Origin of the sequence: Wylensekiella montiformis (assembly GCF_009697385.1) — a bacterium.
Classification (GTDB): domain Bacteria; phylum Bacillota; class Negativicutes; order Selenomonadales; family Selenomonadaceae; genus Selenomonas_A; species Selenomonas_A montiformis.
The window spans coordinates 102,906-119,643 of sequence record NZ_VUNL01000003.1; the positions used below are offsets into that span (position 1 = coordinate 102,906).

Here is a 16,738-nt window from a genome sequence, read left to right on the forward strand (position 1 = left end):
ACCTTTCCGGAAATCCATCGTCATTCCAACAGGGAAGGATCGACAAATTCCTCATATGAAGGCGCAGTATGGAGCAGAGATTCTTCCTGCATGCGCCGGATCAGTTCGTCATAAGCCGGTTTGGTCAGAGCAAGATCGGCATAGGAAATCCATTGGAGGGAAAGATCTAAAATACGTCCTTTTGCTTTCAGATATTTCAGCGCGATTTCCTTCTGCTTTTCCGGATGTTGGGTGAGGTATATCCCCGCTTGTTTGTACTCCTGCACCATTTCGTGAGCCAGTTCATGATTACCTTTCAGGAAGTCTCCATTGAACACGAGCGCGCAGCAGACGCTGTCCGGCCAGAGTTCCCGGGTATCGGATAAGACACTGCCGGTGCCGAGGACAACGGATTTTGCGCCAAACGGTTCGGCGACGCAGTAGCCGGCAATCTGCCCCTGAGCAAGTCCTGCCGGCATTTCCGGCGGTGACATTTCGACAACGGTGAGATCCCGTTCCGTCATGCCATGTTCGGCTAAGAGTGCATCAAGCAGAAGTTTATGAGAGGATTGTTTATGAGGGATAGCAAAGATTTTTCCCCGCAGGTCCTCAACGCGGTGAATATCGTTTCCGACAATGATGGCATTTCCGTCTTTATGTCCGAGTGCAGCCGCCCGAATCGGGATTCCTTGCTCCCGCGCTTTGACGGCAAGTTCGACGAGTACTGAGGCGCCGTCGACCTTGCCCGTATTCAGAGCATCCATAAGTTCCGGCCAGGATCCGTATTTTATAAGCTCAATCCGCACCGGTCCGTCGGATGTTTCGAGCTCTTTTGCGGTAAACAGCGGCAGAGCATGCGTGATCGGAAGATAAGCGATGCGGATTGTCCGCGTGCCGTTTTCTGCTGCACGTGGAGCAGATGGTTCCACACTGCAGCCCGCAAGCAGAAGGCCTGTGCTGACCAGAAGAAGACAAATCAAAATTATTTTTTTCATCGGCATACCTCTTTTTATATATTGTTAACATAGATGAAAAATATGTTTTAAGGAAAAAGAAAAGCGTCAAAATGACGTTTTTCTTTGTGTGGCTGGATTGGAATTCCTTTATTTCCAGCCAAGTTTTTTGCGCTGCGTTTCGATGTCTGCTATGATTTGCGCGGCCAGTGCTTTGGGATCGGTATTTACTTTCATGACGGCACCAAGTGTTGCCGCAGTGCCTTTCTTTAAAAAGTCTTCTACATGGGCGGAGCCTTGCACAGGGGGCTCTACACAGTGGTAAGAATCGATGCCGAACAAGCGGAAGGCCAGCGAGGCGTCCAGTCCCTTCTCATTGGACCATTCCGGGCTGGCAAAGGCATAAGGCATATCTTTGATGGCGATGCCGGCCGCTCCGGCGATACCGCCAAAAACAGTAGAAGCACGTGTATTATCGACACATTCGCCCATATGCCATACCGGCGGCAGATCGTTGTCCGTCAGGAATTGACGCAGCGAACTGCCGGCGCGGGCCGCGCCTTTTTTGCTGCAATAGCCGAGCTTTAAGAGCGGGAAGGAAGCGCATCCATTGGTGAAGATCAGGATATTATGGCGGAGCAGCTCATCTGCGACATCGACGACGGCTCGTTCATAGACGACGCGGGGATTGCTGCAGCCGACCATATTGACTATGCCGCGGATCTGACCGGACTGCAAGGCAGAAAGCAACGGTTTGTAGCCGGGAAACTGTTCGGCGATGTTTTCGGCGGTGAACCCGATATCAGCGGTGACTTCATAGGCAGGAATGAATACTGGGACGTCCCGGCGGGAAGCAAAGCTTTCAATTGCGCGGGTTACGATTTTGCGGGCCAGCTTTTCGGTATCCTCTATATTGCTGTGGTGGTGGTCATAGGCGTAGTGCTCAGCGCCGGGCAAACGCGCGGAATCGCTGGTCGTCACCACGGTCGTTTTGAAGCAGCGGGCTACGTCCATAATGGCTGGATAGACATCCTGGACATCAGCCACCCAGAGATCCAGTGCGCCGGTACCGAGTACGAGTTCTGCGCCTACTGCATTGGAAAGAGGAATGACGCCTTCGTAACGGTACATGGCTGCCAGACAGGAACAGCATATTCCGTAGAACTGAATTCCCTTTGCACCGTGCTTTTTGGCCAGATCTAAAAATTCCCGGGTATGTCCGATCCGGACGATTTCGCTGACCAGTGTGGGGAGATGTCCATGGACGGCGATGTTGACGTATCCCTTTTTCAATGCGCCTATATTTACCTTGGAAGTGGCGCGGTGTCCTGTGCCAAACATAACGTCTGTACCGATATTGGAAGCGACTACGCCGGTGAAGCAAAAAGCCAGTCCACAGCGGAGAAACTGCTTCATGATACTTTGCCAGTCTCCATCCGTACCGACTCCCGTGCGGTGATAGGCATCGAATACTTCGTTATAGGCACTGATCGGGAGAATATCCAGTTCCTTCCATATTTTTTGACGTTCGGCAGGGGCAAGCGCTTTGATGGTTTCATAAGTGTCCGGCGTGGGGCGGGAGAGATCGGCCAACAGGACGTCGGCCAGCTTGCCGGCAAGACGTTTGCTGTTCTGCCCGCGGGTCTCTATTCCAAATGCTTTGCAGACGGTACGGAGCTTTTCCTCGCCGAGCAATGGGAGATTCAGCCGCCCTTGTGCAATAAATTTCAGGGAAAGCAGAATTTCGCGGGCATGTGCACCATGCTGCGCTACACCTGCTGCAGCACTGCGCAGCAGATTGCGGGCGACAATGAGATCTGCATCGGCACCGCAGACGCCGCGCGGACTTTTTGCCGTGATTTTGCAGGGCCCCATATTGCAGAATTTGCAGCAGACCCCGGCCAGGCCAAATGAACATTGCGGCTTTTGCTGGTCGAATCGGTCGAAAACCGTATCGCACCCGATTTGCTCCATGCGCAGCATCATTTCACGGACAGCCGGGTCCGGCGTATGGTCAAGTACGTCCTGTTTGGACGCGAAGGTTTTCCGGTATTCCGCAACGGCGTTCATATAGTCTCGTACATCGCCGTGCGTATGCGGATGGCTGGGGGAATGATCATGAGTGTGCCAATCCGCGTGCTCGTGGACGTGATGGCAATCGTGGTGGTGTTTATGGGTCGTTTCGGAGGGGTGCTTTTCCTTGGCCATAACAAAATACTCCTTTTTTAATACAGTTAAAACATATAAAATAACTATGCGTTTGTATGATGCTTTTTATGATAAAGGAAATTTGTAAACTTGTCAATCACAAAGCATATTTTTCTAGTAAGAAATATATTACATCGAAAAAGACGGAAGAAAATAACAGAGGGAAGTATACCTGGATCAGCGTAAAAACAGGAGAAAATGCGTTTTGGGGCATGGGTGGAAAAATCTTTTGTATCTGGCATTATTTTTTTGTAAAAAGTATTGTCATAGGGGGGATTTTGCTTTATAATCAAGAAACAATCCGGGGAATTCCAAAGAATTTCCATGTTGTCTGCCATTATAGGCGGGCTGTACAGGAGGAACAGAAAATGAAGAGGACATGTATCGTTCTCATGGCTGTATGCTTGGTGGGACTGGCTGGTCTGCAGGGAGAAGCAGCCGAAAAACATTATGAATTGATCGAAACCGTATATCAGGTGAAAGAGGGAGATACGCTGGATGGCGTTGCAAGGGAGTATATGGCCAGAAACACTTATGGCCCGCGCGAAATTCGCGAATTTACGTCGGGCATTAAAGAACTTAACGATTGGCTGTTGCAACGCGACATTCGACCGGGAGATACTCTTCATATCAATTATTGGATAAAGAAATAGCGTCGGGATCTGTTGATTCTCAGCTGCTGACCTGTCAAAGAAAACGGGTCAGCAGCTTTTTTGTACATTATCTGGATGGTACGGTCTGGTGAGATGTGTTCCGACAAGATCAAAGGCAGACTTTTTGACAGGATTCCTTTACAATGTTACAATTTAATGCAGTAAAGTCCGATGACGGATGCATGCGTCCGTAGAAGATGGTATATTCTGGTATAGTTTAGGGGGAATCATACAATGCACAGTGAATTCCTGATGGGCAATGAGGCGATTGCATTAGGAGCACTGGCGGCTGGCGTAAACCTTGCTGCCGGTTATCCGGGTACGCCGTCAACGGAGATTTTGGAGACTTTGGCAAAACGCGGCGCGGAGGATATCCATGTGGAGTGGTCCGTTAATGAAAAGGCAGGCTTGGAGGTTGCAGCCGGTGCAGCCTATAGCGGTGCCAGAGCATTGGTGACGATGAAACAGGTAGGATTGAATGTCGCTTCGGATCCATTGATGAGCCTCGCTTATATCGGGGTAAAGGGCGGAATGGTTCTCGTTGTGGCAGATGATCCCGGGCCGATTTCCTCCCAGACAGAGCAGGACACGCGAACCTTTGGAATGTATGCCAAGATTCCGGTCTTTGATCCTTCCTCGGTAGAGGAAGCATATGAGATGATTCAGGAGGCGTTTGATTTTTCCGAACGTTATGGAACGCCGGTCATTTTTCGTCCGACGACGCGTATCGACCATGCTTATGCTTCCTTTCAGATCAAAGATCCGGACGAATATGACCGTACAGAACGAGAGGGGTTTGTCAAGGATTCTTCCCGCTGGGTGATTTTCCCGAAGCTTTCTCTGCGCAATCATGCTGCCATTGAAAAACGCAATCAGAAATTGACGGGTGTGCTTTCTCATTATTCGCGCAATCGGGTGATTCCTGCTGCGGGCGGAGCAGGAACCAAACGCGGCATTGCCGCGAACGGCATCAGCAGCATGTATGTGAAAGAGAATTTATCGGCGAATGAGCCGATTCGTTTGTTCCACGTAGCGACACCGTTTCCGTTTCCGGAGGAGATGGCCGTGGCGTTTCTTGACGGATTGGATGAAGTGCTGTGCGTGGAAGAACTGGATCCTGTCATTGAACGCGCCTTGCTGGCTGTATGCGGAAAATATCATTTACCGGTCAAAATTCGCGGAAAATTGACCGGCGATATGCCATCTGCCGGAGAGAATACGGTGGATTCGGTAGGACAGGCGATGCGTGCTTTTTTGGCGAAGCGTACAGGAGCTGCGGAGGAAGAGAAGCCAAAGGAGGAGATGCCGGCTCTTCCGGTTCGGCCGCCGGTACTTTGTGCCGGCTGTCCGCATCGGGCCTCCTTCCTGGCTGTAAAAGAAGCCATGAAGGGGAAGAAAACCATTTATTGCGGAGATATCGGCTGTTATACATTGGGAAATGCAGCGCCGCTGGATATGTGCGATACTTGTCTTTGCATGGGAGCGGGAATCAACATTGCCCAGGGTGTTTTCCATATGGATCCGGAAGTGAAGTGCTTTGCTTTTGTGGGAGACTCTACGTTTTTCGCGTCTGGCATAACGGGGGTCATCAATGCGTTTTATAATCAGGCAGATATGACGCTGGTGGTGCTGGATAATTCCACGACAGCAATGACAGGTCACCAGCCGCATCCGGGAACCGGACGGACGATACGGGATGAAGTGGTGCAGTCTGTCAGCATAGGAAAAGTTCTGCGGGCAATCGGACTGCAGACCGTGGTGACCATGAACCCGTTTGATTTCCCGCAAGCGATAGAACGCGTCAGAGAGGTGGCGGAGGAACCGGGGGTCAAGGCGATTCTCTTCCAATCGCCCTGTGTGGTCCGGGCACGACCCGCTGCGAAGTCAAGGGTGGATGAGGATCAGTGCATCGGCTGTCAGAGGTGCATTCGTCAGTTAGGATGCCCTGCGTTGGTCCTGCATGGCAAAAAAGCATTCATTGAGTCGTCGCTCTGTACCGGCTGTACACTTTGCGAAAGCGTTTGCCCGGTTCATGCGATTTCGGGAGGTCAGAAATTATGAGTACGAATATCATTCTGTGCGGTGTAGGCGGCCAGGGGACAATTCTTGCTTCGAAACTGATTGCGGCGGCTGCTATGAAGAAGGGAATTATGGTACGGACGGCAGAGACGATTGGTATGGCGCAGCGGGGCGGCAGTGTATTCAGTCATCTGAAACTGGGTTCGGGAAGTTTCTCACCACTGATCGGACGAGGCAGGGCGGATCTCATTATAGGGTTTGAGCCTGCCGAGGCGGTTCGTCAGCTTCCCTTTCTGAAAAAGGGAGGAACGGTTGTCGTCAGCAGCCATCCGATTTTCCCCGTCAGTGCGATGATCGGAGATTCTGTATATGATACTGCGTCGGTCATGAGTTACCTGAAGGAGCATACGGAGCATCTGACCGTCGTTGACAGTGCGTGGGCAGCCAATGAACTGGGGTCGGCGAAGGTACTCAATGTTCTTCTGTTGGGGGCTGCGGTGCAAACCGGTCATTTGGGACTTTCCCGTCAGGATTTGCTGGAGGTTATCCATGAGCGGATGCCTGAGAAATTTTGGGAAATGAATGAAAAAGCTTTATCGTTTGCCGATAATAGGTAATGGACTCGTTCGCAGTTTATGAATGGACGAAAAAAGGAGAGATAGACATGCAGATCCGCGAAGAGCAGTTGGAACAAGTCAATCAACAGGTCAGGCGGCTGATTGCGTCGCATAACTTTTATGGAAAAAGATTGCAAGAAGCAGGAATTACGGAAGTAAAGAATACGGAAGATTTTCTGCGGCTCCCGTTTTCAGAGAAACAGGATCTACGGGATGCTTATCCGCTCGGTCTTATGGCCGTTCCGGAAGAAAAAATAGTCCGTATTCATTCCTCATCCGGAACAACGGGAACGCCGGTTATCATTCCCTATACGGCGAAGGATGTTGACGATTGGGGAGAAATGTTTAAGCGGTGTTATGAGTTTGCCGGCATTACCAATCGGGATCGTATCCAGATTACGCCCGGCTATGGACTGTGGACAGCAGGAATCGGCTTTCAAAACGGCGCTGAAAAACTTGGTGCAATGGTCGTGCCGATGGGGCCGGGAAACACGGATAAACAGCTGCAGTTCATGATGGACATGAAGACCACGGTATTGACCGCAACGTCATCCTATGCGCTGCTGCTGGCGGAAGAGATCGGCAAACGCGGCATCAAAGATCGTATCTGCCTGAAAAAGGGCGTCATCGGGTCGGAACGGTGGGGAAAGAAGATGCGGGAGCGTATTGCCAGAGAACTGGGCATTGAGCTGTATGATATTTACGGTTTGACCGAGATTTATGGCCCGGGAATCGGCATCAGCTGCAAATATGATACAGGGATGCATTATTGGGACGATTACATTTATTTGGAGATTATCGATCCGGAGACGGGGAAATCTGTTCCTGACGGCGAATATGGTGAGATTGTTATCACGACGCTGGTCAAGGAGGGCGCTCCGCTTATCCGTTTCCGCACGCATGATATTTCCCGCATTGTTCCCGGAACCTGTCCATGCGGCAGCCGGTTCCCGCGTATAGATACTTTGGTAGGACGAAGTGACGATATGCTGAAAATTAAGGGCGTCAATGTATTTCCTAAGCAGATCGAAGAGATTTTGCAGACTTTTCCTGAGCTATCCAGTGAGTATCAGATCCGAATTTCGCATCTGGACGGAAAAGATACCATGCGTATCTATGTCGAGACAAACGGTTCCGTCGACTTTCAGGAAATGGCGGGACGAGTGGCGCACCGTGTCAAGAGCCGTATCGGATTTACTCCGATCGTCAAAGTGGTGGAGCTGGGACTGCTGCCGCGCAGTGAAAAGAAAACCAAGCGCGTTATTGATGAACGATTCTCCTGACCAGTTCGATATTCAGATTTTCTTCAATGAATACAGAAAAGGCGTCGCCGTATCCTTGGGCGGCGTCTTTTTCCGTTACCCGAAATACTATCAGGCGATGCATTCTTTTTGAAAAGGCTGCGCAATGGTTTAGAACATACAGAGACTGCCGGAAAGAAACGGCAGTAATTGCCAGCCGCAGAACAATAAGGTAAAATGAAAGACGAACATGTTACGCCAAGGCTTTGCAGGAGTGAGGATAAATGACGGAAAAGGATAATATAAAGGAACTGCCAAGATTACAATGGTTTCCGGGACATATGAAAAAAGCACAGCGCATGATTGAGGAAAACCTGAAGCTGGTCGATGTAGTCATTGAACTGCTGGATGCACGAATCCCGGCCTCCAGTGCGAATCCTATGCTGAAAGAGATCATCGGGAAGAAACCGCACATGATTGTATTGAATAAATCGGATTTAGCAGACGCAGCCGCGACAAAGCGATGGCTGGCTTATTTCCGGGATAGGGGAATTCGTGCGGTTTCTGTGGACTCGGTCAAAGGACGGGGTATGAAACAGCTGGTTCGGGAAGCGGAAGAACTGGCCAGGCCGCAGACCGAGAAGTTTGTAAACAAAGGTGGGAGAGCAAGAGCAGCCCGCTGTATGATACTGGGTATTCCAAATGTGGGGAAATCGTCATTGATTAATCGTCTGGCAGGTGCAGCAAGGGCGAAAACTGCAGATAAACCGGGCGTTACGCGGGCGAAGCAATGGATCAAGATCGGCAGTAATTTGGATTTGCTGGATACGCCGGGGATTCTCTGGCCGAAATTTGAGGATCCGGCCGTAGGACTGAAGCTGGCTTTTACCGGTGCGATTAACGATGATATTTACGATCGTGAGCAGGTTACTGCTTTGCTGATGGATGTCATGCGCCGTGATTATCCGGAGCGCATTCGTGAGCGGTTCCGCTTGCAGGGGGAGCTTCCTGCGGGGGGGCTGGAGCTTTTGGAATGCATCGGCAGGAAACGAGGCTGTCTGGTAAAGGGCGGTCGGATTGATATGGATAAAGCGCAAAATATTGTTCTCAATGAATTCCGTGCGGGGAAACTGGGATTGATCACGTTGGATGAAGTCCCTTCGGATCGGGAGGCTTTTCCGACAGGCAAGGGGGAATCAGAGCATGCCAGTGAATGATTCTGCAAAATATACGATAAAAGAATTAGAAGCGATTTTTGCATCGGGAAAAGTGGAGGACTCTTTTCTGGCGGCGTGCCGGTCGGATGCCCGCAAGGCTGCGGGCCGGCTGGTGCGCCGTTATGAACGGGAGCAGCAGGATCGCAGCCGTGTGGCGAAAATGTATGAGTTGGAGCACAGAGCGTGGGCCGATGGATTCGATGCGGTGGCTGGCGTGGATGAAGCCGGCCGCGGACCCTTGGCAGGACCAGTGGCCGTGGCGGCGGTAATCCTTCCACACGATCTTTATTTGCCGAAATTGAATGATTCGAAAAAATTATCTGCCGGGGTACGCGAGGAGCTTTACGCCAGGATTCAGGAGAAGGCATTGTCTGTCGGCGTTGCTCTCATTGATGCGCAGACGATTGACCGGGTGAATATTTATCAAGCGACGATCAATGGAATGTATGAAGCTGTTTTTTCTCTGCGGCCAGAACCGGACAAGGTATTGATTGATGCCGTTCCGTTAGACAATCTGCCGATGCCGTCCCAATCGATCATCAAGGGAGACGCCCGGTCTGCTTCTATTGCTGCAGCATCGATTTTAGCGAAGGTTACACGCGACCGGCTGATGGACGCATACGATAAGGAATATCCTGAATATGGATTTGCCAGACATAAAGGATATGGTACGGCGGAGCATATTGCGGCGCTCAAAAAATATGGTCCGTGTCCGATACACCGTGTTTCTTTTGAACCGATACGTTCCATGGTGCGGGGAAATGTCTGAGCATTAGAAGGGATTCGATTGTACTGCACAAACAGGATTAGGCAAAGGAGTTGCGTAACATGCCAATGGAAACGTCTATGCAGATAGGAATTCGTCCGGTTGACCGGTCCCAGTCTGCAGAAAGTACGGAGAGCGTAAGCCGCCGTGAAGATAACGGACAGTCTGCATCGTCATTTAGTCCGAAAACAGCGGTCTCGATTCGGAATGCCATTCGCGATATGGCAGAGGTTTTGTCGGGCATTGCCTCCCATGAGGCTGAGGCGGTGGAACAGATGCCGCAGGACATACAGAAATTTGTGCAGAATGTTATGAAGCAGGCGTTTTCCATGGAAGAAACGATTGGACAGGGCTTGGGCAGTAGCATGGAAAGCCAGCGTTTTTCCATGGAGCAGCTCACGGCATTTTCCCGGATGCTTTCTCAAATGGGAATATTGGCAGAACAGGGGACGGAAGCAGGAGCCAGTGATGTTCTGCGGATGATGATGACCAACCTGAAGCAGATCGCTGTCGACGAGAATGGTACCGTTCTTGAACCAGTGCTGTTGTTAAAAGCATCGTTTGCCCTTTTGAATGGTCAGAGCGTACAGGATCTCCCGCAGGGGCTTCAGAATATGCTGGCTGCTCTTCAGAACCAGACGGACCGCACAGAACAATCGGAGGCTGCAAGATTATTCACACGGTTGATTCAGGAGTTTATCCCCAAAACTGTTTCATCCGGGAACGCGGCCGATCTTCCCCATGGGACAGGGGGATCTCTTTCTTTGCCCAATCCGGGAAAGGAAGGGGGCGTTGCTGACCTATCGGCAGCGGTACAACAGCGGCAGAAAGGAAGTATGGCTACAGATACGCTATTATCGTCCGGCGCGCGGCAGGGGATGGAAACGACTGGGGGAAATGCGGTTCCGGCGGGAACCAACCGGTCTGCTGCATCAGGCTACGGACAGCTGGCACAGGAGAATGTTCCGTCTATGGCAGACCGGCAGGGGCAGATGGCAAAGTCAGCAGATTCTCTGCAAAAAACAGCTTTGCCGGATCAAGCTGGTGTGATGTCCAGAAGCGCGGCATCGGAGTCCGCTCCCAAGGATATGCGGGCGCCGGTTGAGGGGGATACTCAGCAGTCCATAGTGGAAAAAACTGGCAGCCGGCTGGCGCGGAATGGGACGGCCCTTTCTGGTCAAATGATGAATGTATCTTCGGGGACAGAGCAGGGTCAAATCGGACGTTCCGGGCAATATATTGCTATGCAGCGGATAGGCGGCGATTCTTCTGCTACTCTCCGTCAGGAAGAACAGATGACTGGCTTTCGAAGTGTCGGGGATGGTTCCCCGTCGTTGTCTGCAGAAAAAAACGTTGCAGGGCAGCAAGCCGCTGAGATCAAGCAGAATGGACTCCGCCCGGCTGCGCAGCAAATAGGGCCGGTTTGGGAAAACACACCGCAGTCAATGGAGTCAATGAAGGATTTTGCCCGGTATTTGCTTCGTCATGCGGAACTTGAGCCGCAGGAAGCGGCGGCACTTCAACGCTTTGCCGCCAGCCCGGAGGCCGTGATGAACGGCAAGGAAGCCAAGGCATTTCAGCGGATGATACATCTTTGTGAGCAAAATACGCCGGCAGCTGTACAGCAGGCAGCTCGTCAGCATGATCTCCCGGATTTATCGCGCCTTTGGGCTTTTATGCAGCTTTGCGATATGGCTTCGGTTCGACGGATGAGCGACCGCCAGTTGAAAAAAGCAGCGAAAGATGTTGCGACGTTTATTTTTTCCATGCGCAGCTCTATGGAAGGAGAAAACGCTGTGGCGCCGGGGCAGCGTTCCCTGAACTTTATGATGCCTCTGTATATGACTGAGGATTGTAGTTATCCGGCATATATCCATGTTTACGATGAAAAACAGCCGGATCCTGATACAGGGATATGTAAAAAAGAGACCTGGCTGCGGCTCTGTGTCCTGACCGATTATATTGGTGCAGTAGAACTGACCTGCCGGATATACGATGAGAATCAGTTGGATCTCCGGGTATTTTTTTCCAGTCCGGATCATGCAGAAGCATTTCAGAAAGAGGTCGGTTCTCTGCGCGAAACCCTGAAGTTCTCCGCACTGAAGCTGCATGATTTTAAAATTGGTTCATCCGGTATGGCAGGGCCAACGAATACAATGAGCGAATAAACAATGAGTGTCCTTGACAGACGGACACTTACCGATTAGAATAAAAGAATGAGGGACCGGGCGGCAGGTGATAAGGATATGACAAAGAATCATGGATGGCAGGAAGATCCGGAAACGGATCCGCGTGCTACACAGAAGGCTGTGGCGCTGAGATATGACACCGAGCGTGATTCCGCTCCGAAAGTGGTGGCTAAGGGGCAGGGTCATGTGGCGGAAAATATTCTGGCTGCAGCGCAAAAGAATACCATACCGGTTTACCAGAATAAGACGTTGGTCAACATGCTGATGGCATTGGAAATTGATCGGGAGATTCCAGCGGAACTTTATCGAACCGTTGCAGAAGTTCTGGCTTATGTCTATCGGGTGGATCAGAAAAAAGGAAACCATTTGCGCGGGCTTCATATGAAGTCCGGGAAAGCGGGAAGCGTCGATTATGAACCATAAAATTCTTGGCGATCAGGGAGAACAGGCGGCGGCAGAGTATCTGATGCGGCATGGATACCGCATTTGTGAACGGAACTTCCGAACCGCTGTCGGTGAAATCGATATTGTGGCATCCTTTCAAGACACGCTTGTATTCGTTGAAGTCAAGACGCGCAGAGGAATGCGGTGCGGTACGCCTGCGCAATCGGTCACGTTCTATAAACAACAAAAGATTATTCAGACTGCACGGTGGTTTTTACGGCAGAGGCATCTTGAGGATCGGTGTCTCTGTCGTTTTGACGTCATAGAGGTTTATGCGTGTTCGGATGGCAGATGGCGTATTCATCATCTGCCGGGTGCTTTTGAAGTATAATGTCTGAATCGTAAATCGTGAAACAGATGGGAGCAGAGTCATGTTTGCAAGAACGTATGGAGCAGCGACCTTGGGTGTAGATGGCTTGATTATTGATGTGGAGGTGGATGCATCTTCCGGACTGCCGGCCTTTGATCTGGTGGGACTGCCCGATACGGCAGTCCGGGAATCCAAGGAAAGAGTGCGCACGGCAATTCGAAATACCGGTCTCCGTCTGCGTCAGGAAAAGGTGACAGTCAATCTGGCACCTGCTGATATACGCAAAGACAGTTCCGGATTGGATCTTCCCATTGCCATTGGTCTTCTGGCTTCTTATGGTATAGTTCCGGCGGAACGAATCCGAAAAAGTTTGTTTGCGGCCGAACTCTCTCTGGAGGGCGAATGCCGCCCGATCCGAGGCGTTCTGCCCATGGCGATTCAGGCAAAAAAGGAGGGCTTTGCCGATTTTTTTGTGGCCAAAGACAATGCCGATGAAGCGTTGCTGGTGGACGGGCTTCATATCTATGCGCTGGATGATCTTCATCAGTTGGTGTGTTTTTTGCGTGGTGAAACGGAACTTTCTCCCGCTGTACCGGCGCCGCGTTCCGGTTATAACGAAATGCTGACGGATGATTTTTCGGATGTTCAGGGGCAGTTTCAGGCAAAACGGGCATTGGAAATTGCTGCGGCTGGCGGTCACAACGTCTTAATGGTCGGTGTTCCTGGTTCGGGAAAGACCATGCTTGCCCGCCGTGTCAGCACCATTCTTCCCGCATTATCTCAGGAAGAAGCGTTGGAGGTCACGAAAATATACAGTATAGCAGGACTGGTTCCGCGCCACGGCGGTTTAGTGACCCAGCGGCCTTATCGGAGTCCGCATCATACGAGTTCTATGACGGCGATGATCGGAGGCGGTACGATTCCACGTCCCGGCGAGGTCACGCTGGCCCATCATGGCGTATTGTTCTTGGATGAATTGCCGGAATTTAGCAAAAAAACGCTGGAGGTTTTAAGAGAACCGCTGGAAGATCGGAAGATCACTGTGTCCCGCATTCATGCGACATTGACGTTTCCTTCCAGTTTTATGCTTATCGGATCGATGAATCCGTGTCCATGCGGATATTTTGGCGATCCGGATCATCCGTGTGAGTGTACGCCGGGGGAGATCAAACGGTATACCCGTCGGATTTCCGGGCCGCTGCTTGATCGCATGGATATTCATATTCGCGTGCAGCGGGTAAAATATCAGGAGATGGCATCAGAGCAGCGGGCTGAAACTTCTGCAGTCATACGCGGTCGTGTGGAAGCGGCGCGTGAGATTCAGCGGGATCGGCTGAAAGAATATGGACTGTTCTGCAATGCTCAGATGAGCCACGCGATGATCTGTTGGAAATGCCAGATGAATCAGGAAGCAAAATCCCTGCTGGCTCAGGTATTTCAGCGCCTAATGCTTTCCGCGCGTTCGTATGACCGCATTATTAAAGTAGCGCAGACTATTGCGGATCTGGACGGTGCGGAGCAGATTGCTGGCCGACATATTGCCGAGGCTGTGCAGCTGCGCAACGATGTAGGAAGAAATCCGGACCTTTGATGCGGACTTTTTTTCGCATATCCCTTCGTGTATAATAGAAGCAGATTACAGAAAAACCGGAGGGAATACAGCAGAATGTTGACGGCAGAAATTTTCGTAAATATTCCGGTAAAGCGTATTGCGAAGTCTTATACCTATCTTGTGCCAGACGGCTTGTCTTTTATTCGGGCCGGCTGGCGCGTTTTTGTTCCATTTGGCGGACGCAAAGTGGAAGGCTTTGTGCTGAGCGTGGAGGAGCGGAACGCCGGGGATAGATTAAAGATTTCGCTAAAAGAGATTCAGTCTGCGGTGGATGACGAAGCCTGGTTTTCTCCTCGTATGATTCGGACAGCGCAATGGCTGGCCTCGTTCTATCTTTGTTCCTTGGCGGAGATGATGCGCCTTTTTATGCCCGGTAAAAGCGGGATACACATTGAAGTGCTCTATCGGGCAAATCCGGAGGAAGAGCACCATGTTTTACTGAAGATGGCGATGTACGGGGACGTATTCTTTTATCTGCTCAAGGGCGGGCCGCGAAAAAAGAGGGAAATCGGCCGGGATCTGCCGCAGTGGAAAGAACAGCTGACGGATATTCTTGAGAAGCTGGTTCAGTATCACATATTGACCAAGGAGTATCTGGCAGAAAAACGGGATCGGGCCCAATACGTCAAGTCGGTGCAGCTTCAGACTGAGGTTACAGAAGATCTTTTGAGCTCTTATGCACGCCGCAAAGCACAGAGGCATCTGCTCTGCCTGTTATCCGCGGCGCCGGATAAAGCGATGACGATGGATCAGCTGAAGGCACAGAAAATTTCCCGGCCAACGATTCATCATTTGGAAGAAGCGGGATTGGTTCGGATTCAGCAGCGGCGAATCTTGAGAGACAGTTATCGCGAGGTTCGTAAAGCCCGTCCGGATGTGACGCTTACAGCGGAGCAAAAAAAAGCGGTCGATGCGGTTGTCTCGTTTTTTGCATTGCATCAATATCATGGATTTTTGTTGAAAGGAGTAACGGGGAGCGGGAAAACACAGGTCTATATCGAGCTGGCTAAGCAGGTGCGCGCATTGGGGCGTCAGGTGATTGTGCTGGTGCCGGAGATTGCCCTGACGGGGCAGGTTGTTCTGGCGTTCAAGGCGTATTTTTCTCAGGATATCGTCGTTATGCACAGCAGACTCTCGCTTTCGGAGCGCAATGATGCCATTCTCCGCATACGGCGCAGCGAAGCAGGGATCATCATTGGAGCGCGCTCAGCACTATTTACGCCTGCGGAGGATATCGGCCTTATCATCATGGATGAGGAACAGGATATGTCGTATAAGCAGGATGAGTCTCCGCGCTACCATGCACGTGTGGTGGCCGAGGCGCTTGCACATATCCATCAGGCAGTGCTGCTGTTCGGCAGTGCGACGCCGTCGCTGGAATCATACTATCGGGCTGTGCATGGTGAATTTACGCTGCTGGAAATGTCGCATCGCATTGGCAATATGCCGCTGCCGCGAGTAAAATGTGTAGATATGCGTCAGGAACTGCGCCGTGGAAATCGTCATATCTTATCGGCAGATCTGCAGCATTTGATTGAAACGACGATCGAAAAGGGACAGCAGGCCATTATTATGCTGAACCGGAGAGGATTTTCCACGTTTGTTCTGTGCCGTTCCTGCGGTGCTGTCATCAAATGCAAACTATGCGGCTTGCCGCTCGTCTACCATCAGGGAAGGGCGGGAAAGTCAGGTTGGCTGGCTTGTCATCATTGTGATGTTACGGAAGAGATACCGCAGGTATGTCCGAAATGCGGCAGCCGATACATTAAGTATTTCGGTTCCGGTACAGAGAAACTGGAGCAGGAGCTTCATCAGCTGGTTCCGTCAGCCCGGGTTATCCGTATGGATCGGGATACAACCACGTCAAAATTTTCTCATCAGGATATTCTTGAGCGCTTTCGTCGCGGCGAATATGACATCCTGCTCGGCACACAAATGGTGGCGAAAGGACACGATATTCCAAACGTTACCGCAGTAGGTGTGATTAGTGCGGATTCCAGTCTCAATATGCCGGATTTTCGTGCTGCGGAGCGATGCTTCATGCTGATTACACAAACAGCCGGGCGGGCTGGCCGTCATACGGAACAGGGCCGCGTTGTCATACAGACCTATAACCCTGAACATTATGCTGTGACCTGTGGTATGGCACAGGATTATGAAGGCTTTTTTCGACAAGAACTGGCTCTTCGCCGTCAGCTTTTTTACCCGCCATACAGCCGTTTGGTAAAACTGCTCTTTCAAAATGAAGCAGAGGCAGAGGCGAACAGACAGGCAGCTGCTTTTGTCCGCCTCTTTCAAACTCATTTTTTCGGGGAGCGAAACCAGCAGATCATCGGACCTTCGCCGGCCGTCATTGTCTGCCTACGCGGAACTTATCGCTATGTCGTGCTGATCAAAACAGCGGATCTTCAGGCGGTTCAGGTATTTTTGCGTGAGCAGAATCTGCACTTGCGCGCAGATGTGGCGATCGACATTGATCCGATAACCATGCTTTGAGCAATAGGTCTTTTGTGCTATAATAAAATGGTAT

Annotated in this window: 13 protein-coding genes; 11 read left to right on the forward strand and 2 right to left on the reverse strand. The window is 51.1% G+C overall.

Translation table 11 applies throughout. The features are described from left to right. Positions 1 to 20: 20 nt before the first annotated feature. A complete protein-coding gene (locus FYJ78_RS03500; protein WP_154620037.1) occupies positions 21 to 974 on the reverse strand; it encodes an ABC transporter substrate-binding protein in 954 nt (317 codons plus the stop codon). 108 nt (positions 975 to 1,082) lie between these two features. Then, positions 1,083 to 3,140: an anaerobic carbon-monoxide dehydrogenase catalytic subunit gene (gene cooS / locus FYJ78_RS03505; RefSeq protein ID WP_154620038.1), complete on the reverse strand. Its 2,058-nt coding sequence runs from the start codon at positions 3,138 to 3,140 to the stop codon at positions 1,083 to 1,085. Between the two features lie 68 nt (positions 3,141 to 3,208). On the opposite strand from cooS, the gene FYJ78_RS12890 reads away from it, so the two are divergent. From FYJ78_RS12890 to priA, 11 genes are all read left to right on the forward strand, one after another. Beyond that, positions 3,209 to 3,793 carry a LysM peptidoglycan-binding domain-containing protein gene (locus FYJ78_RS12890; protein ID WP_235899811.1) on the forward strand — a complete coding sequence of 195 codons (585 nt, stop codon included), beginning with the start codon at positions 3,209 to 3,211 and terminating at the stop codon, positions 3,791 to 3,793. Between the two features lie 234 nt (positions 3,794 to 4,027). Beyond that, complete coding sequence (iorA, locus tag FYJ78_RS03515; RefSeq protein WP_154620039.1) at positions 4,028 to 5,854, forward strand: indolepyruvate ferredoxin oxidoreductase subunit alpha; 1,827 nt, start codon at positions 4,028 to 4,030, stop codon at positions 5,852 to 5,854. Beyond that, the gene (locus tag FYJ78_RS03520; RefSeq protein ID WP_154620040.1) at positions 5,851 to 6,429 is read left to right on the forward strand and encodes an indolepyruvate oxidoreductase subunit beta; all 579 of its coding nucleotides are present in this window, start codon (positions 5,851 to 5,853) and stop codon (positions 6,427 to 6,429) included. The genes iorA and FYJ78_RS03520 overlap by 4 nt, the downstream gene beginning before the upstream one ends. Before the next feature lie 47 nt (positions 6,430 to 6,476). Beyond that, a complete protein-coding gene (locus FYJ78_RS03525) occupies positions 6,477 to 7,712 on the forward strand; it encodes a phenylacetate--CoA ligase family protein (protein ID WP_154620041.1) in 1,236 nt (411 codons plus the stop codon). 242 nt (positions 7,713 to 7,954) lie between these two features. Further along, on the forward strand, positions 7,955 to 8,887 hold the full coding sequence (gene ylqF / locus FYJ78_RS03530) for a ribosome biogenesis GTPase YlqF (RefSeq protein ID WP_154620042.1): 933 nt from the start codon (positions 7,955 to 7,957) through the stop codon (positions 8,885 to 8,887). Continuing rightward, positions 8,874 to 9,656, forward strand: coding sequence for a ribonuclease HII (gene rnhB, locus FYJ78_RS03535; RefSeq protein WP_154620043.1), 783 nt, complete (start codon positions 8,874 to 8,876; stop codon positions 9,654 to 9,656). The genes ylqF and rnhB overlap by 14 nt, the downstream gene beginning before the upstream one ends. A gap of 59 nt (positions 9,657 to 9,715) precedes the next feature. Further along, positions 9,716 to 11,821 (forward strand): hypothetical protein, encoded by a 2,106-nt coding sequence (locus FYJ78_RS03540; RefSeq protein ID WP_154620044.1) that lies wholly within the window; start codon positions 9,716 to 9,718, stop codon positions 11,819 to 11,821. A 78-nt stretch (positions 11,822 to 11,899) separates the two neighbouring features. After that, complete coding sequence (locus FYJ78_RS03545) at positions 11,900 to 12,265, forward strand: EscU/YscU/HrcU family type III secretion system export apparatus switch protein (protein ID WP_154620045.1); 366 nt, start codon at positions 11,900 to 11,902, stop codon at positions 12,263 to 12,265. Next, positions 12,255 to 12,617 (forward strand): YraN family protein, encoded by a 363-nt coding sequence (locus FYJ78_RS03550; protein WP_154620046.1) that lies wholly within the window; start codon positions 12,255 to 12,257, stop codon positions 12,615 to 12,617. Before FYJ78_RS03545 ends, FYJ78_RS03550 begins: the two co-directional genes overlap by 11 nt. A gap of 40 nt (positions 12,618 to 12,657) precedes the next feature. Continuing rightward, positions 12,658 to 14,187 carry a YifB family Mg chelatase-like AAA ATPase gene (locus tag FYJ78_RS03555; protein ID WP_154620047.1) on the forward strand — a complete coding sequence of 510 codons (1,530 nt, stop codon included), beginning with the start codon at positions 12,658 to 12,660 and terminating at the stop codon, positions 14,185 to 14,187. A gap of 75 nt (positions 14,188 to 14,262) precedes the next feature. Continuing rightward, complete coding sequence (gene priA, locus FYJ78_RS03560; RefSeq protein ID WP_154620048.1) at positions 14,263 to 16,704, forward strand: primosomal protein N'; 2,442 nt, start codon at positions 14,263 to 14,265, stop codon at positions 16,702 to 16,704. The last annotated feature ends 34 nt before the right edge of the window (positions 16,705 to 16,738 follow it).